This is a genomic window from Rosettibacter firmus, assembly GCF_036860695.1.
Classification (GTDB): domain Bacteria; phylum Bacteroidota; class Ignavibacteria; order Ignavibacteriales; family Melioribacteraceae; genus Rosettibacter; species Rosettibacter firmus.
The window spans coordinates 17,106-34,798 of record NZ_JAYKGJ010000004.1; the positions used below are offsets into that span (position 1 = coordinate 17,106).

Sequence of the window (17,693 nt, forward strand, 5' to 3'; positions counted from 1 at the left end):
ACAAACTAAATTATAATTTCTGATTTAAAATAAGCACAAAGATTTTTTCAAAAAACTCTAATAATTTTTTTGCATAAATAACTCAGCTATTCAATAATGCATATAAAATTTATCCAGTAAATTTCATTAAAATTCACTTATTATTCCAAAATGGATTTTGCCATTAGAAAATGAATCTCCTTTTCCAAGTGCAAAACTTACACCTAAAAGACCAATTCCAGTTTCTATATTCATTCCAAAACCATAACCAATTTTAAAATCTTCTGATTTTGTCATATTAGAATTTCCTGATGTTGTAAAATAACCTGAATCTAAAAATATAAATGCATAGCTCTTATCTGTTAACAAATATCTATATTCAATATTTGACCAGATGACTCTATTGCCTGAGAATTGTTTTTCTCTATAACCTCTTAATGTTTTAGTACCACCGAGAAGATACATATCACTAATTTCAATTTCAGTGCCTGTAAGTTCACGCACATAAGTTTTTAATGCTACTATCTGTTCTAAAAATATTTCTTTATAAAATTCAAAATCAATTTCCAATCTTTTTAATTCATGATTGGTTTTCATTTGTTGTGTAATATAATCTTTCGGTCCATTTATTTTTTTCATTGAATATTTATAAGAATTACTTAATAAAATCCCTCTTCTTGGTGAGTAATAGTTATCTCTTGAATCGATCTTAAATATTATTCCAATTGTTGTAGAAAAAGAGTTATAAACAGTAAATACTTTATTAAATCTTTCAAATGGTATTGTAGATTGATTATTAAAGATTATAGAAGCCGAAAGTTCATCAGATACCAAATATTCTAAATTTATTCCATAATTATTTTGAGTATATGTTGTATCTTGAACTCTCTGGAATATGTTACCAGATAAATTTATTGGCAAACTAAAAAGCCATGGTTCTTTATACTGCAATTCAAATTCCTGAGTTTTTCTATTTTCTTTTTGCCATCTTATTAATGCTGCTCTTCCTGTACCAAAAAGATTCCTGAAGCTTAAGTTTAAGAAACCTGTAAAAAATCCTTTTTCTTTTTCCTGACCAGGGACATATCCAATCAAACCATCAAAATTATTTGTAACTTTTTCTTTAATAGCAATTTTTAATACTCCTTCTTTTTTATTATTCAAATAAAAGAATGGTTTTTCAATTTGTTCAAAGTAATTTAGTTTATTCAATCTATTTGTAATCTGATCAATTTTTTTCTGATTATATATATCACCAATATTTACTCCCAGTTCTCTTAAGACTACATAATCTTTTGTTTTTGAGTTACCATCAATTTCAATTCGATTGATTGAGTATCTTTTTTCTCTCTCAATTATGATATCAATTTTAACATTGTTTCTATTAAGTAAAGTGTCGCGGTAAAAGTAAACAGAATTAATTTTTATAGATGCAAAAGGGAAGCCATTGTTTTCGTAATAGTGAAGAATATTATCGAATGTTTGTTCTATTAAACTTCTACTGAAAATATTGCCGATTAATTCTGAAAATGATTTTGATAGAAAAAGGGAATCAATTTCATCATAATTATATTTTATAAATGATATATATGCAGGTTCATTCTCATTAACATTGATTATCAATTTTGTATTTAATGAATCAATTGAATATAATTTTACTTCAACTTCAGAATTATAATAACCCTGTTCAAAAAGTGTTTTTAAAATATTCTGTTTTATAGAATCACAAATGCCATCATAAATTTTTGTGCCCTTAGATATAGAACTCCATTTCAGATAATCTTTTTCATTAAATGCTTTATTCCCGTTTAATTCAATTGAGCTAATAATTTGTGAGAAAGTAATACTGGAGACTAAAAAGAAAATAATTATAAAACTAATACCTGGGCGTATCATCTATAATTTTCATTTTCTTTCCGACAGATTCAACATGAATATAAGGTAAATATTTTTCATATTCTTCTTTTGTTACATTGCATGTAGCTAATTTAGTAGCATTTGCAATGCCCAATGCAGTTGCAATTTTTATAAATTCATCAAACACAAGAGAATGTTCTAAACCAAAAGCAATTCCTGCTGTAAATGCGTCGCCGCTTCCAGTTGAATCAATTACATCAACATTCGGGAACGAAATTTTATAAATAAAATCAAACTTGGCAGCATAAAACTGGTTGGCTCCATCGGTAAGAAAACTAAGTTTAATTCCTTTTGAATAGAGAGATTTTAAATAGTTAATTATTTCATCTTCTGAATGCAATTTAATTGATAAAGAATCTTCCACTTCAGATAAATTATTATGAACAACAGTAGGAGCTTCGTTTAAGCAATCTTCTAAATGATTTCCATAAGTATCGAGAATAGAAATTTTATCATATTTATTAGCAAGTCTAATTCCATACGGGAATATATCATCTGTTTCTTTACAGGGAGAGCTACCAGAAAAAACTACAATAGAAGAATTTTGAATCATTTTTTCTAATTTGATCTTGAATTCATTAACCTCATCAAAAGTAATATGGCTATTTTCTCCAAAAAAAGTAGTGATTCTTTTTAAATCACTTTCAATTATTACATCAGCAAGACGGGTTTCGGATTTTGTTGATTGTACAGAGAAATTAATTCTTTCTTCTGTTAAAATAGAACGCAAAACTTTTCCATTATTCCCGCCAAGAAAAGTGAGAGCTTGATTTTGTATTCCAAGAAAATTTAACTGTCTACTTACATTAATTCCTTTTCCACCTGCAGCATAAGTTTCTTTAAGGCAACGGTTATTTCTTCCTAATTCTATGGAATTAAAAAATAATCTTCTTTCGAGAAGTGGATTAAGTGTTACAGTAAGTATCATTAAAATAATTTTTTTTAAGGTTAGTAATTTTAATTTACTTTATTGTCTATAACCAGGCCAACGGCTATAATCAGGGTTAATCAATCTATAATCACCAAAGCCAGTTTGATCAACAAAGATAAATGAGCGATTTAATTCATAATAATCCCAAATTTCATAAGGTCTTGAATTTGGTTCAAGTGGATGACGTTCAACATAGCTTGGTGGACCAAAAGTAATATAAATCATTCCCATATCCGATCGCCAGCCTTCACGTCCCCAGCCTTTAAAATTTTTATTTGCGTATTCTACTCTTCTGTAATATTCTTCTAAAATTGGATTTTCTTCCATATTTGGATTAGGTTTTTTCTTTTCCCAGAATGCAAGAAAGCGATTTAACTTTTCTTCGTAAGTATTACCACTTTTAATAAAATCAATTTCATTGGGTGTTGCAATATAAATCATCTGATCAATAGCTTTATTTAGATCAACTATTGTTGAAGGAATTCCTGTTATAATTGAATAAAGTTTTTTTTCGGTTGATAAAAGTATATTGTGTTCTGCATCTGTAACATTAATTTTAAGATTATAATCCCCTAATTTAAAATCAGTATTTTCTATGGTATAATAAATTGCGTTGGTGCCTGTTTTAATTTTGTATGTGTCTTTCTGTACAATAGAAGTATTATTTTTTAAGTCCTCAATTATATATTCCAGATTAATCTCTCTATCCTTAGCTGAGTAGACTTCAAAATAAAAAGGTAATGATTTGGTTTTATTTGTTACAGTTCTCGAAACATTAGGAACAATTTTTTTCCCATCTGGATCTTTAACTATATCTTTTACAAAAATAATATCACTTATTCCAAGAGTATCGGAAATATAATTTATCTTAATCAGATAATCCTTCGAATAACTTTTTCGTGAGTCTGCATCTTCGAGAATACAGGTGAGCAAATATTCACCTGGAGTAAAATCAAAAGTCTTGTAAGATATGTTAAAATTATCCTTTGATATAGTATGCTGAAATTTATCTGTAACAACTTTTTCTTTCCATATTCTTTCAAATAGAATATTCTTTTTATCTTTATCATAAAATATTAGTGATAAATTATAATTTGCACTGAAATTATTGTTTTGCTTAACAAATTGAATGTTAGAATAAGGAACCTGGATAAATACATCAAGGCGGGTTTTAGCAGGAGTTGTATCAACATAATTTGCAAAGTCAACAAAAAAAGCCTGTGATACTATAACATTTTCCCCTCTTGATGACTCCACCTGTGCTAATAAATAATTACCTAATAAAAATATGATTACAAATATTCTTTTCATTTTAATATTCCTTTACTCACTATAATTTACCAAATAAATCATACTCATTGCAATCATAAATTTGAGTACTGTAAAAATTTCCAACCTTCACATCCTGTTGATCTTTTTGAATATAAACTTCTCCATCTACTTCAGGTGCATCTTTTTCTGTTCTCCCGATATAGAAGTCATTATTTATATCATCAATTATTACTTTAAGTTCCTTTCCTAACAATTCTTTATTTTTATTTAATGAAATATCCTTCTGAATTTCCATTAATATTGCTTTTCTTTCTTCTTTAATTTCGGCTGGAATTGGATCTCCGAGTTCATAACTTACAGTATTTTCTTCCATTGAATAAGTAAAAACTCCAAATCTTTCGAACTTTGTTTCTTTTACGAAGTTGCAAAGCTCTTCAAAATCTTTTTCTGTTTCGTTCGGATATCCTACAATAAATGTTGTTCTTAAAGTTAAGTCTGGAATTTTTGTTCGTAACTTTTCAATTAATTCAATTGTTCTTTTTTTTGTAATTCCCCGTCTCATCGATTTAAGTACATTATCAGAAATATGTTGAAGTGGCAAATCAATATATTTACATACTTTAGGATTATCTGCTATCGTATCAATTAAACTTTCTGGAAAGTGTGATGGATAAGCATACATAATTCTTATCCATTCAATTCCTTCTATTGATGATAAATCATTTACCAATTCAGAAATATTTCTTTTTCCATAAAGGTCTATTCCATAATCTGTAGTATCCTGTCCAATAAGAATTAATTCTTTAACACCTTTTGAAGATAGAAATTTTGCTTCCTGAATTAAATTTTCTTTTGGAATTGTTTTATGTTTTCCCCTCATTAAAGGTATAGCACAAAAAGAGCAGGGATGATCACAACCTTCTGATATTTTTAAATATGCATAATGTTTTGGTGGTGTTAAAAGTCTTTCACCTAAAAGTTCATATTTTAAATTACCACCAAATTCTTTCAAAATGCTTTCATAAGCTTCCGTTCCAAAATATGAATCAACTTCAGGAATTTCTTTTTTTAATTCTTTAGCATATCTCTCAGAAAGACATCCAATTACAACAACTTTCTTAATTTTCCCTTTGTTTTTTAATTCAACTGCTTCGAGTATTGTATTTATTGATTCTTCTTTTGCTGCTTCTATAAATCCACACGTATTTATTATTACAGCATCTGCATCTTCAGGATCTTCTGTTAAATTTAGATTATTGATTTTAAGCTGATTCATTAACCGTTCTGAATCAACTGTATTCTTAGAGCAACCTAATGTTATTACAGAAATTTTATGTGACTTCTTCATAATCCTTATTTTTTTGTTGCACAAAGATAAACAAATAATACTGTAGAAATTAATGGTTTCAAAGTCCCTCTGTTAATAATCTTAACATTCATATAAATTAGCTTTTTACATAATAATAATTAAAATATATATTTTAAAAAATGTCCACTACTTATTTACCAATAGCATTACTATATTTATAACATAAAAATTAAATAATGAGTTTATGAATAATCCCGATATAAGAATTGGTATACTCAGTAATAATGAAATTCAATTTGATTTATATGGTATATTCTATGAAAATACGACTAATAAAAAATTCAGTGGTAGATTAACTGCTGTACTAAAAGACAATGAAATTAGTTTAATACAAAATTCACAAGTAATCTTTTCTGCAGAAGAAATTACACTTTATCCAAACGATATCGACACAGAATCATTTGTTCTCCACAATGTTACAATCGGGAAAGAATTCCACTGGGAAAAAAAAGAAAGACAAAGATTCAGAGGCACATTAAAATTCATAATCGAAAACAATTTTATAACTGCCATAAATATTTTACCACTTGAAGATTATCTTGTAAGTGTTATCTCTTCTGAAATGAGTGCTAACTGTTCTTTAGAATTATTAAAAGCACATTCAATAATTTCACGCAGCTGGGTTTTAGCACAATTAGAAAAATCAAAAAACTATTCTCAATCAATAAATGAAATAATAACAGAAACAGAAATAATAAGATGGTATCAAAAGAATGATCATATAAATTATGACTTTTGTGCAGATGATCATTGTCAACGTTATCAAGGTATTTCGAGAATTATTAATGATAAAGTATATGAAGCTGTTGAACTTACACGAGGTTTAGTTTTAATGTATGACAATAAAATTTGTGATACAAGATTTTCAAAATGTTGCGGTGGAATTACTGAATCATATGAAAATGTATGGGAACCAGAAAGATATCATTATCTTGTACCTGTTTATGATTACAAATTTGAAAAAGAAGGTGTTGCTTACGATCTAACCAGTGAAGAAAATGCAGAGTCCTGGTTAAAAACTTCTCCACATGCTTTTTGTAACACAACAAATGAAAAAATATTGTCGCAAGTACTTAATCAATATGATCAGCTTAATAGTATCTCAATTGAGAATAATTATTTTAGATGGAAAGTTGAATATTCACAAGAAGAATTATCTGATATTATTAAATCTAAAACTGGATTCGACTTTGGATATATAAAAAATCTTATGCCTATCGAACGAGGATATTCAGGAAGAATTATTCGACTAAAAATTGAGGGAACAAAAAAATCATTAATAATTGGAAAAGAACTTGAGATAAGAAGAGTCTTATCCAGAACACATCTTTATAGTTCTGCATTTTTTGTAATAAAAGAAAATATTGTAGATGATATACCACAAAAATTTATACTAAAAGGAGGCGGATGGGGTCACGGTGTTGGTTTATGCCAGATTGGTGCTGCTGTTATGAGCGAAATGGGTTATCAGTTTGATGAAATTTTATCTCATTATTATAAAGGAGCAAAAATAAAAAAGATTTATTGATGAAAATTCTCAAAACATGCTTATCAAAAAGCTGGGGCGGTCTGGAAATGTATGCACTCCAGACAGTCAAACAATTAATCAAACATGGTGTTAATGCTGAATTATTATGTTATCCTGATTCCAGAATTTATAGTGAAGCAATTTCTGAAGGAATTACAACGCATACATCAAAGTTCAATGGTTACTTTCATCCATTTGAAATAATAAAAACAAGTTCGCTTTTGAAAAATAACTACGACATCATACACTGCGGTGCTTCTAAAGATTTATGGTTAATAGTTCCTTCTTTGCAATTAGCTAATATGAATACACCTTTAATTCTTTCAAAACAAATGGGTTCATACATAATTAAAAAAGATTTTCTTCATAAATGGATTTATAAAAGACTTGATTATGCACTTGCAATAAGCAGTGTGATTGCAAAAAATTTAGAAGAAACTACTCCATTAACAAAGAATAAAATTTTACTTTTGCACAATGCAATAGATACAGAAAAATTTAATCCTGAGTTAATAAATTCTACACTGGTAAGAAAAGAATTTAGTATTTATGATGATGAAATATTAATCGGTATGATGGCAAGGTTCAGTCCAGGAAAAGGTCACGAAGAATTTTTATATGCAGCAAATGATTTAATAAAGAAGTATGATAAAATAAAATTTATGATAGTTGGCGAAGCAAGTAAAGGTGAAGAAGAATACGAAAAAGAAATTAAAATACTTGCAAAAAGACTTGGCTTGAATAACAAACTAATTTTTACAGGTTTTCGAAAAGATACACCAGAAGTACTTGCTGCAATGGATATTTTTGTTTTTCCATCACATGCAGAAGCTTTTGGCATTGCATTAGCCGAAGCATTAAGCATGGGAAAACCTTCTGTCTGCTCTAACTCCGATGGTGTTCTGGATATTGCTGTTGATGGAGAAACTTCTTTACTTTTTGAAAAACAAAACTGGAAAGATTTATCTAATAAAATCGAAAAATTAATTCTTAATCCAGATTTAAGAATAAAATTTGGTAAGGCTGCAAGAAATCGTGCTATAAAATTATTTGATCTCGAAGTGTTTACAAAAAAATTAATCGATATTTATAAAAGGACTATAGAAGAAAGGAGTAATCGAAAATAGAATGACATTTCTTAACCCTGCTATATTATTTGGTTTAATCGCAACTTCAATTCCTATTATTCTTCATTTTATAAATCTACGTAAATTAAAAAAAGTAGAATTTAGTACATTATTGTTTTTAAAACAATTACAAAAATCAAGAATAAGAAAAATAAAAATTAAGCAATGGTTACTTCTTCTATTAAGAATATTAATAATTGTATTTTTAGTTTTTGCTTTTGCAAGACCAACACTTAAAAATGCTTCTTTCTCCAAAGGTGCTGCCAAAACAACAGCTGTATTTCTAATTGATAACACATTCAGTATGTCTGTAGTTACAAATTCTGGTTCATATTTTAATATCTCAAAACAGATAGCAAAAAACTTATTAAATAATTTTAATGCAAAAGACGAAATAATTATTCTACCCTTTGTTAACAATACAGGTATAGAAATAAAACCCAGCTCAAATTTTGACATTGTAAGAAAAACAATCGACGAACTTCAATTATCATATCAAACAAACACTTTAAATAATGTATTAACCAGAGCATCACAAATTCTATACGAATCAAAAAATTTAAATAAAGAAATTTACATACTTACCGATTTACAAAAAGATAGAATTTATAATTCTCCAGCTGAAATAATGAATCTTTCCCATCTTCTTAAGAATGTCAATATTTATTTAATTGATGTACACGAAAAAGAAATTAAAAATCTTGGGATAGAAGACTTTAAAGTAAATAACCAGATTTATGAAAAAAATAAAAACATCAGTTTTTCTTCTGTTATAAAAAATTATTCTAACACTAAAGCAACAAATGTTGTTGTTTCTTTATTCATGAATGGGAAAAGAAGTGCACAGCAAAGTATTAACTTAAATCCTTATGAATCTCAAATCGTCAATTTTGAAACCACATTAATTGATACAGGATTGGTTACAGCAACAGTTGAATTAGAAGATGATGATATAGTTTATGATAATAAATGTTATACTGCTTTATACGTTCCATCAAATATTAAAATATTAATTCTCACTGACTATAATGACGACGCAAAGTTTATCAAGCTTGCTTTATTAAATCAAAATGGAAATTTATTTCAAATAACTGAAAAAGATTTATCAACAATATCATCTACAAAATTAGAAGATTTCGATGCAGTATTCATAATTGGTTCAAATAAAATCAGTGATAAGGAAAAATTAAAAAAGTATATTGAAAATGGTGGAGCAGTAACAATAATGCCTGGTTCAAATAGTTCGTTAGAATCATTAAAAAGTCTTTATAAATATCTAAATTTATCTGAACCAATAAATTTTTCAGGAAATTTAAATTCTTTTGATTCCTTTACTTTATTCAACAAAGTAGAGCTGGAACATCCACTATTTGAAAATTTATTTGAAGATAAAAGCAAAGTAAAAGTTGAATCACCAGAAATTTATTATTATTTAAAAACACAAACTGGTTCTACTGGAAGAATTATTATTTCTCTGATTGATAACTCACCATTTTTAAGTGAATATAAAATTGGAAATGGCAGAGTGTTAAACTTTAATATTTCACCAACATTAAGCTGGAGTAATTTCCCTCTTAAATCTCTATTTGCTCCTTTAATTAATAAGATTGTTTTTTACATGTCATCAAAAATTAAATATGAACAAAATCATCATGCAGGAGATGAACTGGTAGTAAATATACAATCAAGAGAATCAAATTTGATTAAAGTAATTAATCCTAAAAATATAGAAGAATTTATAAATACAGATTCTCTTATCAACAAAAATTATCTTAGTTATAATAAAACCGATTTAGCTGGTGTTTATAAATTTTACTCCAATCAAAAATTAATTGATTATTTTTCTGTTAATCACGATGCAAAAGAATCTGTTGCTGAATACGAACCAGCTAATAAATTTAAGGAATACTTAGAAAGAATTGGTTTTAAAGGCAATTTTGCAAATGTTACGCCAGATAAAGATTATACAAGAATAATCAATCAAACAAGATATGGTGTGGAACTCTGGAAATACTTTTTAATATTTGCCTTTATTATTACGATACTGGAAATGTTTATTTCAAAAAACTCAAAAAAAGATATGATAGAAAATTGAGTTGATTTAGATAATATATGATTTATAAATTAAAACTGGTGATTTAAAACAATAAGATGATTGAAGTAAAAAGAGAAGAAAGAGAAAGAGCAATATTAATTGCTTTATCGACAGGAGCTTATACAGAAGAACAAGTAGAAGAACATCTTGACGAATTAGAATTACTTGCCGACACAGCTGGTGCCGACACAATATTCAAAATAACACAAGAAAAATCGAAACCAGATCCTGCATATTTCATAGGAAGAGGGAAAGCAGAAGAAATTGCTCAACTAATACAGGTTAATGATATTCAACTAATAATTTTTGATGATGACTTAAATCCAACACAGGTACGTAACCTCGAAAAATTATTTGGAAGAAAAGTTTTAGACAGAAGTGGTTTAATTCTCGATATTTTTGCTTCGCATGCAAAAACAAAAGAAGCAAAAACACAAGTTGAATTAGCTCAGTTACAATATATGTTGCCTCGATTAACAAGGGCATGGACTCACCTCTCCAAACAGTACGGTGGAATCGGTACAAAAGGTCCAGGCGAAAAACAAATTGAAACCGATAGAAGAATAATCAGAACAAGAATAAGTAAATTAAAAGAATATCTTAAAAAAATTGAGTCTCAACAGGAAACCAAAAGTTCATCTCATAAAAAGTTTGTAACAGCAGCACTTGTAGGTTACACCAATGCAGGTAAATCAACTTTATTGAATAGATTAACAAATGCAAATGTGCTTGCAGAAAATAAACTTTTTGCTACTCTTGATTCAACAACACGTGCCTGCGAACTGGAGAAAAACAAAAAAATTCTTCTTAGTGATACTGTTGGATTTATACGAAAATTACCACATCATTTAATTGCTTCTTTTAAAAGTACATTGAATGTTGTTAGAGATGCAGATATTATTCTTCATGTAATTGATATTACCAATCCATATTTCGAAGAACATATAAAAGTTGTAGAAAATACTTTAGAACAACTTGGTTGCGAAAAGAAGATTCAAATAAAAATATTTAATAAAATTGATTTACTAAAAGAAAAAAGCATACTCAATACAATTAATCAGAGATTTCCAAATAGTTTATTCATATCAGCTGAAAGGGGAATCGGGATTACAAATTTAAAAGATTTGCTACTCGATTACTATGAAGCAAATTTTAATGAATACCAGCTCAAGTTAAAACATAATCAATCAAAAAATATTTCAATTATTTATGAACTTGCTGAAGTTTATGATACCATTTATAAAGATGATTATATATTACTTAAATATCGAGCCAGCAAACCAATTCAAAATAAAATAATAAAATTGGTTAATCACAATTAAATTATAATTTATGCTTTTTTGCCCTCAAATAAATTCTCACATCACTTCATTTTTAATGTTCCTTCAGATATTAAAATCAAAAATTAATTTAGGTATTATATGAAACTAATAATAGATGGCAAATCACTTACATTGAACAGTATAGAAAATTTCCTTTTAAATAATATCAATATTGAATTATCAAAAGAAGCAAAAAAGAAAATAATAAAAACAAGCAAATTAATAGATGAATGGGTTAAAGATGGCAAAGTTATTTATGGAGTAACAACTGGATTTGGTGCTTTCTCAAATGTTCGAATTAATAATAGAGATATTGAAAAGCTACAGGAAAATTTAATTGTAAGTCATACTTCGGGAGTTGGTGAATATTTGCCACCGCATATTGTAAAACTAATGATGTTATTAAGAGTTAATGCTCTTGCAAGTGGATACTCAGGGATAAAAATTAATACGCTGCAATTACTTATTGATATGATAAACAATAATATTATTCCAATTATTCCTTCACAAGGATCAGTTGGTTCAAGTGGCGATCTTGCCCCACTTGCTCACCTTGTATCAGCTATGATTGGGAAAGGAAAAGTTCAATTACTTAAAAATGTTTTAAATAATGAATTCATTGACAGGAGAAAAATTATTTCATCTAAAACTGCATTTAAAAAATTTGGACTTCGACCGATTCGATTAGCTGCTAAAGAAGGATTAGCATTAATAAATGGCACTCAGATGATGACAGCTTACGGAGCTTATATTTGTATTGAAGCTCATAAACTTAAAAAACTTGCTGATATTGCTGCTGCTTTATCTCACGAAGCATTGCGTGCAACCGATTCTGCTTTCGATTTAAGATTGCATAAGTTAAGACCTTATAAAGGCCAAATAAATGTTGCACAAAATTTAAATGCCTTATTAAAAAATAGTGAAATAAGAAAATCTCATAAAGATAACGATCCAAGAGTTCAGGATGCATATTCTCTAAGATGTATTCCACAAATTCATGGTGCTGTGAGAGATGCAATTGATTTTATAAGTTCACAAATTGAAATAGAAATAAACTCAGTTAATGATAATCCGATTATCTTTCCTGAAGAAAAAGAATATATAAGTGGTGGAAATTTTCATGGTGAACCTATTGCAATACCACTCGATTTTATGGCAATTGCTCTTTCAGAATTAGCAAGTATTTCTGAGAGAAGGATTGATAGATTAGTAAATGGTTCATCAGAAAAATTACCAAAATTTCTTGCACATATTGAGGGATTAAATTCAGGCTACATGATGCTTCAATATACTGCGGCAGCATTGGTTTCAGAGAACAAAGTTCTTTCACATCCAGCAAGTGTGGATTCAATTCCAACATCTGCTAATAAAGAAGATATTAATTCAATGGGCTCAATATCTGCAAGGAAATGCTATCAGGTTTTAAAAAATACTCAAACTGTAATTGCCCTCGAATTATTGACTGCTGCACAGGCACTCGAATTTCTAAAGCCTCTGAAATGTGGAATTGGAACAAATATAGCTTACAATACAATTCGAAAATTTATTCCACCACTAAAAAATGATAGACTAATAAAAAATGATATTGATAAAATATTAGAACTGGTAAAAAGCGGAATAATTTTATCTGAAGTTGAAAAGGTGATAAGTCTTAAATAAAATTTATAATTAACAATTAATTTTATTAATTCATAAAAAAGTATTAAATAATAAAAAGAAGTTGGAGTTAATTTAAAAGGCAGGGATGCTAAATAGATTTTTGCATGCCCTGCCGTTTTGTATTAATTATTCTTCCTAAATTCTTCCATAAATGTTACAAGTGTTTCTACACCTTTTTTAGGGAAAGCATTATAAATTGAAGCACGAATTCCACCAACACTTCTATGACCTTTCAAACCATCAAGATCTCTTTTCTTTGCTTCTTCAATAAATTTCTTTTCCAATTCTTCGTTTGGTAATCTAAATGTTACATTCATAAGTGATCTATCTTCAGGGACAACGGTTCCTCTATAAAATCCATCACTTGAATCTATTGCATCATATAATATTTTTGCCTTTTCTACATTTCTCTTATACATTTCATCAAGACCGCCCATATTTAATAACCATTTAAATACCAGTCCAGCAATATAAATACCAAATGTTGCTGGAGTGTTATAAAGAGAATTATTTTCAACATGAACTTTATAATTCAAGTAAGTGTGAAGTTCGTCAGAAGATCTTTCCAGTAAATCTTTTCGAATAATTACAAGAGTTACACCAGCAGGTCCAATATTCTTTTGTGCTCCTGCATAAATTAATCCATACTTATTCACATCTATTTTTTTATGAAGGATGTCTGACGATGCATCACATACCAGAGGAACATTTCCCACTTCTGGTTCTGTTTTCCATTGAGTACCATAAATTGTATTATTCGATGTAAAGTGCACATAAGAAGCATCAGGATCTAATTTTAGTTCAGACTGTTTTGGTAAACGTGAAAAGTTTTCACTTTCAGTTGAAGCAGCTATGTTTACAGTGCCAACTCTTTTAGCTTCTTTCATCGCTTTTTTTGCCCAGGAACCTGTAATAATATAATCAGCTTTATTTTTTGGTGGCATTAAATTTAAAGGCACCATAGAGAACTGAAGTGTAGCTCCTCCCTGAAGAAATAAAACTGCATAATTATCATTGATATCAAGAAGTTTTCTTAAATCTGCTTCTGCTTCTTTAATTATCTGTTCAAATATTTTACCGCGATGACTCATTTCCATTACACTCATACCGGTTCCCTTATAAGAAAATAGATCCTTCTGAGCTTCGAGTAATACTTCTTCTGGTAACACAGCTGGACCAGCACTAAAGTTATAAATTCTTTTTTCCATATTATTCCTCTTTTATTTATTGTATCATAATAATTTTTATATTAAATGAATTAACAAACCATCTCTCAGTTTTGGTTCAAACCATGTTGATTTTGGTGGCATAATTTCATCAGCATCAGAAAGATTCATTAAATCATCCACTGTTACTGGATACAATGAAAATGCAACTTCGGCATTTCCATTATTTACATGTCTTTCTAATTCTTCTGTCCCTCTAATACCTCCAATAAAATCGATGTTTTTATCTGTACGTGGATCTTCAATACCGAGAACAGGATTTAATAAATAATTCTGTAAAATACTAACATCAAGATTATCTGTAACTTTATTTGTTGTTTTTATATTACTATTTGCTTTCAACAAATACCATTTTTTATTTAAGTACATACAAAAAGTTTTAGGTTCTACTGGTTCTTTCTGATTGGTTTCTGTAATTGTAAAGTTATGTTTAATCTTACTTAAAAAATCATCTTTATTCATATTTAATTTATGAATTATTCTATTATATGGCATTATTCTCAATTGATTTGCCGGGAAAAGAACGGCAAGAAAATAATTATATTCTTCATCACCAGTGTGATGTGGATTTTGAGCTTTTTTAATTTTTTGAACCCGGCTTGCACTTGCAGCACGATGATGTCCATCAGCTATATAAAGATTTTTAACCTTTGATATTTCTTCAATGATTACTTCACTTATATCATCTGTTAAAATCCATATTGTGTGCCTTATGCCATCTATAGCAGTAAAATCATAAATTGGATTTGATTTACTTATAAAGTTATTTACAATATTATCTATATTTGGAACAGGACGATAAGTTAAAAATACAGGTCCGGTTTGTGCCTCAGTAAAAAGAATATGATTTGTTCTATCATCTTCTTTATCTTTTCTGGTTTTTTCATGCTTTTTAATAACATTATTATCATAATCTTCAACTGAAAAAGTAGCTGCAAGACCTACCTGAGAGTGATTCCCCATAATTAAACGATAAACATAGATACATGGTTTTTCTTCAACAATTAAAGGGGCTTCATTTTTTAATCGTTCTAAATTTTCTTTTGCTTTTTTATATACATCTTCAGAATAAACATTTTCGACTTCTGGCATTTCTATTTCTGCACGTGTAACTCTAAGGAAACTCAAAGGATTCCCTTTAGCTAAATTTGATGCTTCTTCTCTGCTTACAACATCATAAGGAACACTTGCTACAAGATGAGCTACTTTTTCGTTTGGTCTTAATGCTTTAAAGGGACGAATAATTGCCATATTAACTCCAAAAAGGTAAATTTTAAAATGCAAAATAGCATATAAAGGTATTATTGTAAAACAGAAAAGAAATATTTAAGGAATATTTTATAATTATAAATTATTATTAATATTTATACATATTTAATCAGGTATGATTTTGTGATATAGTTAAGCCCAACTTTTTCAACAAACTACCCATAATTTTTTGTTCTTCCTGTGTAAGAACCGACATTAATTGAGTAATATATTCAGCATGAGAGTAAAATACTTTATCAAATAATTCTTTCCCTTCTTTTGTTAATTGTACAATAATTGCTCGTCTATCTTCTTTACTATGAACTCTTTCTATTAAACCCATTTTTTCTACATTATCAAGAACAAGAGTCATATTACCACCAGTTACAAGCATTTTTTTACAAATCTCCCCTACCTTTAGTGGTCCAAGATGACCCAGTACTTCAATTACTGCAAATTGTGGTTGAGTTAATCCATAGGTTCTTATGTTTTCTGCAATTTTTCTATTAAAAGATGCATATGCTCTTGCTAATTTAATCCACGTATTAAGTGCAAGATCTATTTTTTTACCATATCGTTTTTTCATAGTTCAGACCCAATTAAAAAATAAATTTACTTAAAATATACTAATCCAAAATAATATTAAATATCAGTGCGTGCAATTATAATACTGGCATTATTTATGAACTAATGTACCATCTTCTTTTGTTTTATAAAATGAAATTTCTTTTAAGTTCTATTTGTGATTAATTATATTTAGTTATAAATTATTACTAAAGATTAGAGGTAATATTGGAAACAAAGGTTAAATATTTTACTCCAGAAGAAGCAAAAAAATCTCTTCCTCTTGTAAAAAGAATAGTAAGAGATATTTTAAATACAGCTTATGAAATTCGGATGATAACTTATTTCAATGGTGGAAAATATGAAGGTAATTTGCAGATAGAAATTTTAAAAGAAAAAATTAATAACTACATAAAAGAACTTGAAGAAATTGGTTGTACATTTAAAGATTGGGATTTTGAAATAGGACTGGTTGATTTCCCCTCAATTATTAATGGAGAAGAAGTTTACCTTTGCTGGCGTAGTGACGAGGATGATATTAAATTTTATCATGGCATAAACGAAGGCTACACAGGTAGAAAACCCATCCCTGAAGATTACCTATAATTTCAGATTACTTCTGAAATTCTTATCAAAAAATATTTATTACAATAAACTACTCTTGAGATTCTTCAATTCTATAGGAATGAGTTATTTGAACTGCTTTTTGAAGCATTGCAGTTACACTACAATAAGTTTTTTGAGATAACTCAATTGCTCTTTCAACTGCATCTACAGGAATATTCTTACCATAAAAAACATATTCAAGATGTATTTTAGTAAAAACCTGAGGATGTGTTTCCTGTACTTCTGCAGAAATATTCATTTGAAAACCATCTAATTTCACTTTCTTTTTTTGAAGTATAACTGCAACATCACTCCCTGTACATCCACCCAATGCAATTAACAATAATTCTTTTGGTCTTATTGCCGCATTACTACCACCAAATTGTTCTGGTCCATCCATTACTACCCAATGATTTGAATCTGTTTTACCAATAAATGTTACACCCTGTATATGTTTTACAATTGCATTTTTAGTAGCCATTAAAATTCTCCATAACTTTATTTTTTAATTAATATGATGATAATTATCTTCTAAAGATTCAAAAAAATAATTATCCCATGCCAGTTATATTCTTCACTGGTTCATTAATAATTCATTAACAAAATGTTTTAATAAGGAACTATTTTTTAATGAGATATAAAATTAGAGAAATTATAATGCTCAAAATTATTGATGTAACTATGGGGAAATAAAAAGTAAAATTTTTCCCTTTAATTATTATATCACCTGGTAATCTGCCAACGAATGGAATCTTTCCCCATAGAATCATAAATAATCCTAATAAGATAATTAAAGCACCACCAAATATTAACAGTTTACCAAGTGTTTGAAATTCATTCATATTGTTGC

Annotated in this window: 15 protein-coding genes; 6 read left to right on the plus strand and 9 right to left on the minus strand. The window is 28.2% G+C overall.

Features of this window, described 5'->3' with window-relative positions:
- Nucleotides 1–126: 126 nt before the first annotated feature.
- From VJY38_RS11930 to rimO, 4 genes are read right to left on the minus strand one after another with little or no spacing between them, the layout of a single operon-like run.
- Nucleotides 127–1,875: a BamA/OMP85 family outer membrane protein gene (locus tag VJY38_RS11930; protein WP_353680945.1), complete on the minus strand. Its 1,749-nt coding sequence runs from the start codon at nt 1,873–1,875 to the stop codon at nt 127–129.
- Nucleotides 1,856–2,824, minus strand: a complete 969-nt coding sequence (locus VJY38_RS11935; RefSeq protein ID WP_353680946.1) for a 1-phosphofructokinase family hexose kinase — start codon at nt 2,822–2,824, stop codon at nt 1,856–1,858. Before VJY38_RS11935 ends, VJY38_RS11930 begins: the two co-directional genes overlap by 20 nt.
- A 39-nt stretch (nt 2,825–2,863) precedes the next feature.
- Nucleotides 2,864–4,138, minus strand: a complete 1,275-nt coding sequence (locus VJY38_RS11940) for a GWxTD domain-containing protein (protein ID WP_353680947.1) — start codon at nt 4,136–4,138, stop codon at nt 2,864–2,866.
- Between the two features lie 19 nt (nt 4,139–4,157).
- Complete coding sequence (gene rimO / locus VJY38_RS11945) at nt 4,158–5,447, minus strand: 30S ribosomal protein S12 methylthiotransferase RimO (RefSeq protein WP_353680948.1); 1,290 nt, start codon at nt 5,445–5,447, stop codon at nt 4,158–4,160.
- A 205-nt stretch (nt 5,448–5,652) separates the two neighbouring features.
- On the opposite strand from rimO, the gene VJY38_RS11950 reads away from it, so the two are divergent.
- The 5 genes from VJY38_RS11950 (at nt 5,653) to hutH (ending at nt 13,199) form a co-directional block, all read left to right on the plus strand.
- Nucleotides 5,653–6,996, plus strand: coding sequence for a SpoIID/LytB domain-containing protein (locus VJY38_RS11950; RefSeq protein ID WP_353680949.1), 1,344 nt, complete (start codon nt 5,653–5,655; stop codon nt 6,994–6,996).
- On the plus strand, nt 6,996–8,123 hold the full coding sequence (locus tag VJY38_RS11955) for a glycosyltransferase family 4 protein (protein WP_353680950.1): 1,128 nt from the start codon (nt 6,996–6,998) through the stop codon (nt 8,121–8,123). The genes VJY38_RS11950 and VJY38_RS11955 overlap by 1 nt, the downstream gene beginning before the upstream one ends.
- Nucleotide 8,124: 1 nt before the next feature.
- Nucleotides 8,125–10,218 (plus strand): BatA domain-containing protein, encoded by a 2,094-nt coding sequence (locus tag VJY38_RS11960; protein WP_353680951.1) that lies wholly within the window; start codon nt 8,125–8,127, stop codon nt 10,216–10,218.
- A 56-nt stretch (nt 10,219–10,274) separates the two neighbouring features.
- The gene (gene hflX, locus VJY38_RS11965; RefSeq protein ID WP_353680952.1) at nt 10,275–11,540 is read left to right on the plus strand and encodes a GTPase HflX; all 1,266 of its coding nucleotides are present in this window, start codon (nt 10,275–10,277) and stop codon (nt 11,538–11,540) included.
- 99 nt (nt 11,541–11,639) lie between these two features.
- Nucleotides 11,640–13,199: a histidine ammonia-lyase gene (gene hutH, locus VJY38_RS11970; RefSeq protein ID WP_353680953.1), complete on the plus strand. Its 1,560-nt coding sequence runs from the start codon at nt 11,640–11,642 to the stop codon at nt 13,197–13,199.
- Nucleotides 13,200–13,321: 122 nt separating this feature from the next.
- Here the strand turns inward: hutH and serC are convergent, their stop codons facing one another.
- The 3 genes from serC to VJY38_RS11985 form a co-directional block, all read right to left on the minus strand.
- Nucleotides 13,322–14,407 (minus strand): 3-phosphoserine/phosphohydroxythreonine transaminase, encoded by a 1,086-nt coding sequence (serC, locus tag VJY38_RS11975; protein WP_353680954.1) that lies wholly within the window; start codon nt 14,405–14,407, stop codon nt 13,322–13,324.
- A 36-nt stretch (nt 14,408–14,443) separates the two neighbouring features.
- Complete coding sequence (locus VJY38_RS11980) at nt 14,444–15,676, minus strand: DUF1015 domain-containing protein (protein ID WP_353680955.1); 1,233 nt, start codon at nt 15,674–15,676, stop codon at nt 14,444–14,446.
- Between the two features lie 127 nt (nt 15,677–15,803).
- Nucleotides 15,804–16,259: a MarR family winged helix-turn-helix transcriptional regulator gene (locus VJY38_RS11985; protein WP_353680956.1), complete on the minus strand. Its 456-nt coding sequence runs from the start codon at nt 16,257–16,259 to the stop codon at nt 15,804–15,806.
- A 206-nt stretch (nt 16,260–16,465) separates the two neighbouring features.
- On the opposite strand from VJY38_RS11985, the gene VJY38_RS11990 reads away from it, so the two are divergent.
- Nucleotides 16,466–16,843 carry a DUF2203 domain-containing protein gene (locus VJY38_RS11990; protein WP_353680957.1) on the plus strand — a complete coding sequence of 126 codons (378 nt, stop codon included), beginning with the start codon at nt 16,466–16,468 and terminating at the stop codon, nt 16,841–16,843.
- Between the two features lie 49 nt (nt 16,844–16,892).
- On the opposite strand, the gene VJY38_RS11995 is transcribed toward VJY38_RS11990, so the two are convergent.
- Together VJY38_RS11995 and VJY38_RS12000 are read right to left on the minus strand one after the other, a co-directional pair.
- The gene (locus VJY38_RS11995; RefSeq protein WP_353680958.1) at nt 16,893–17,324 is read right to left on the minus strand and encodes an OsmC family protein; all 432 of its coding nucleotides are present in this window, start codon (nt 17,322–17,324) and stop codon (nt 16,893–16,895) included.
- A gap of 139 nt (nt 17,325–17,463) precedes the next feature.
- The gene (locus VJY38_RS12000) at nt 17,464–17,685 is read right to left on the minus strand and encodes a DUF2905 domain-containing protein (protein ID WP_353680959.1); all 222 of its coding nucleotides are present in this window, start codon (nt 17,683–17,685) and stop codon (nt 17,464–17,466) included.
- Between the last annotated feature and the right edge of the window lie 8 nt (nt 17,686–17,693).

What these genes read in the sequence shown, in the direction of transcription:
- VJY38_RS11930 (WP_353680945.1), bottom strand. Translation starts at nt 1,875, where the DNA reads ATGATACGCCCAGGTATTAGTTTTATAATTATTTTCTTTTTAGTCTCC.
- VJY38_RS11935 (WP_353680946.1), bottom strand. Translation starts at nt 2,824, where the DNA reads ATGATACTTACTGTAACACTTAATCCACTTCTCGAAAGAAGATTATTT.
- VJY38_RS11940 (WP_353680947.1), bottom strand. Translation starts at nt 4,138, where the DNA reads ATGAAAAGAATATTTGTAATCATATTTTTATTAGGTAATTATTTATTA.
- rimO (WP_353680948.1), bottom strand. Translation starts at nt 5,447, where the DNA reads ATGAAGAAGTCACATAAAATTTCTGTAATAACATTAGGTTGCTCTAAG.
- VJY38_RS11950 (WP_353680949.1), top strand. Translation starts at nt 5,653, where the DNA reads ATGAATAATCCCGATATAAGAATTGGTATACTCAGTAATAATGAAATT.
- VJY38_RS11955 (WP_353680950.1), top strand. Translation starts at nt 6,996, where the DNA reads ATGAAAATTCTCAAAACATGCTTATCAAAAAGCTGGGGCGGTCTGGAA.
- VJY38_RS11960 (WP_353680951.1), top strand. Translation starts at nt 8,125, where the DNA reads ATGACATTTCTTAACCCTGCTATATTATTTGGTTTAATCGCAACTTCA.
- hflX (WP_353680952.1), top strand. Translation starts at nt 10,275, where the DNA reads ATGATTGAAGTAAAAAGAGAAGAAAGAGAAAGAGCAATATTAATTGCT.
- hutH (WP_353680953.1), top strand. Translation starts at nt 11,640, where the DNA reads ATGAAACTAATAATAGATGGCAAATCACTTACATTGAACAGTATAGAA.
- serC (WP_353680954.1), bottom strand. Translation starts at nt 14,407, where the DNA reads ATGGAAAAAAGAATTTATAACTTTAGTGCTGGTCCAGCTGTGTTACCA.
- VJY38_RS11980 (WP_353680955.1), bottom strand. Translation starts at nt 15,676, where the DNA reads ATGGCAATTATTCGTCCCTTTAAAGCATTAAGACCAAACGAAAAAGTA.
- VJY38_RS11985 (WP_353680956.1), bottom strand. Translation starts at nt 16,259, where the DNA reads ATGAAAAAACGATATGGTAAAAAAATAGATCTTGCACTTAATACGTGG.
- VJY38_RS11995 (WP_353680958.1), bottom strand. Translation starts at nt 17,324, where the DNA reads ATGGCTACTAAAAATGCAATTGTAAAACATATACAGGGTGTAACATTT.
- VJY38_RS12000 (WP_353680959.1), bottom strand. Translation starts at nt 17,685, where the DNA reads ATGAATGAATTTCAAACACTTGGTAAACTGTTAATATTTGGTGGTGCT.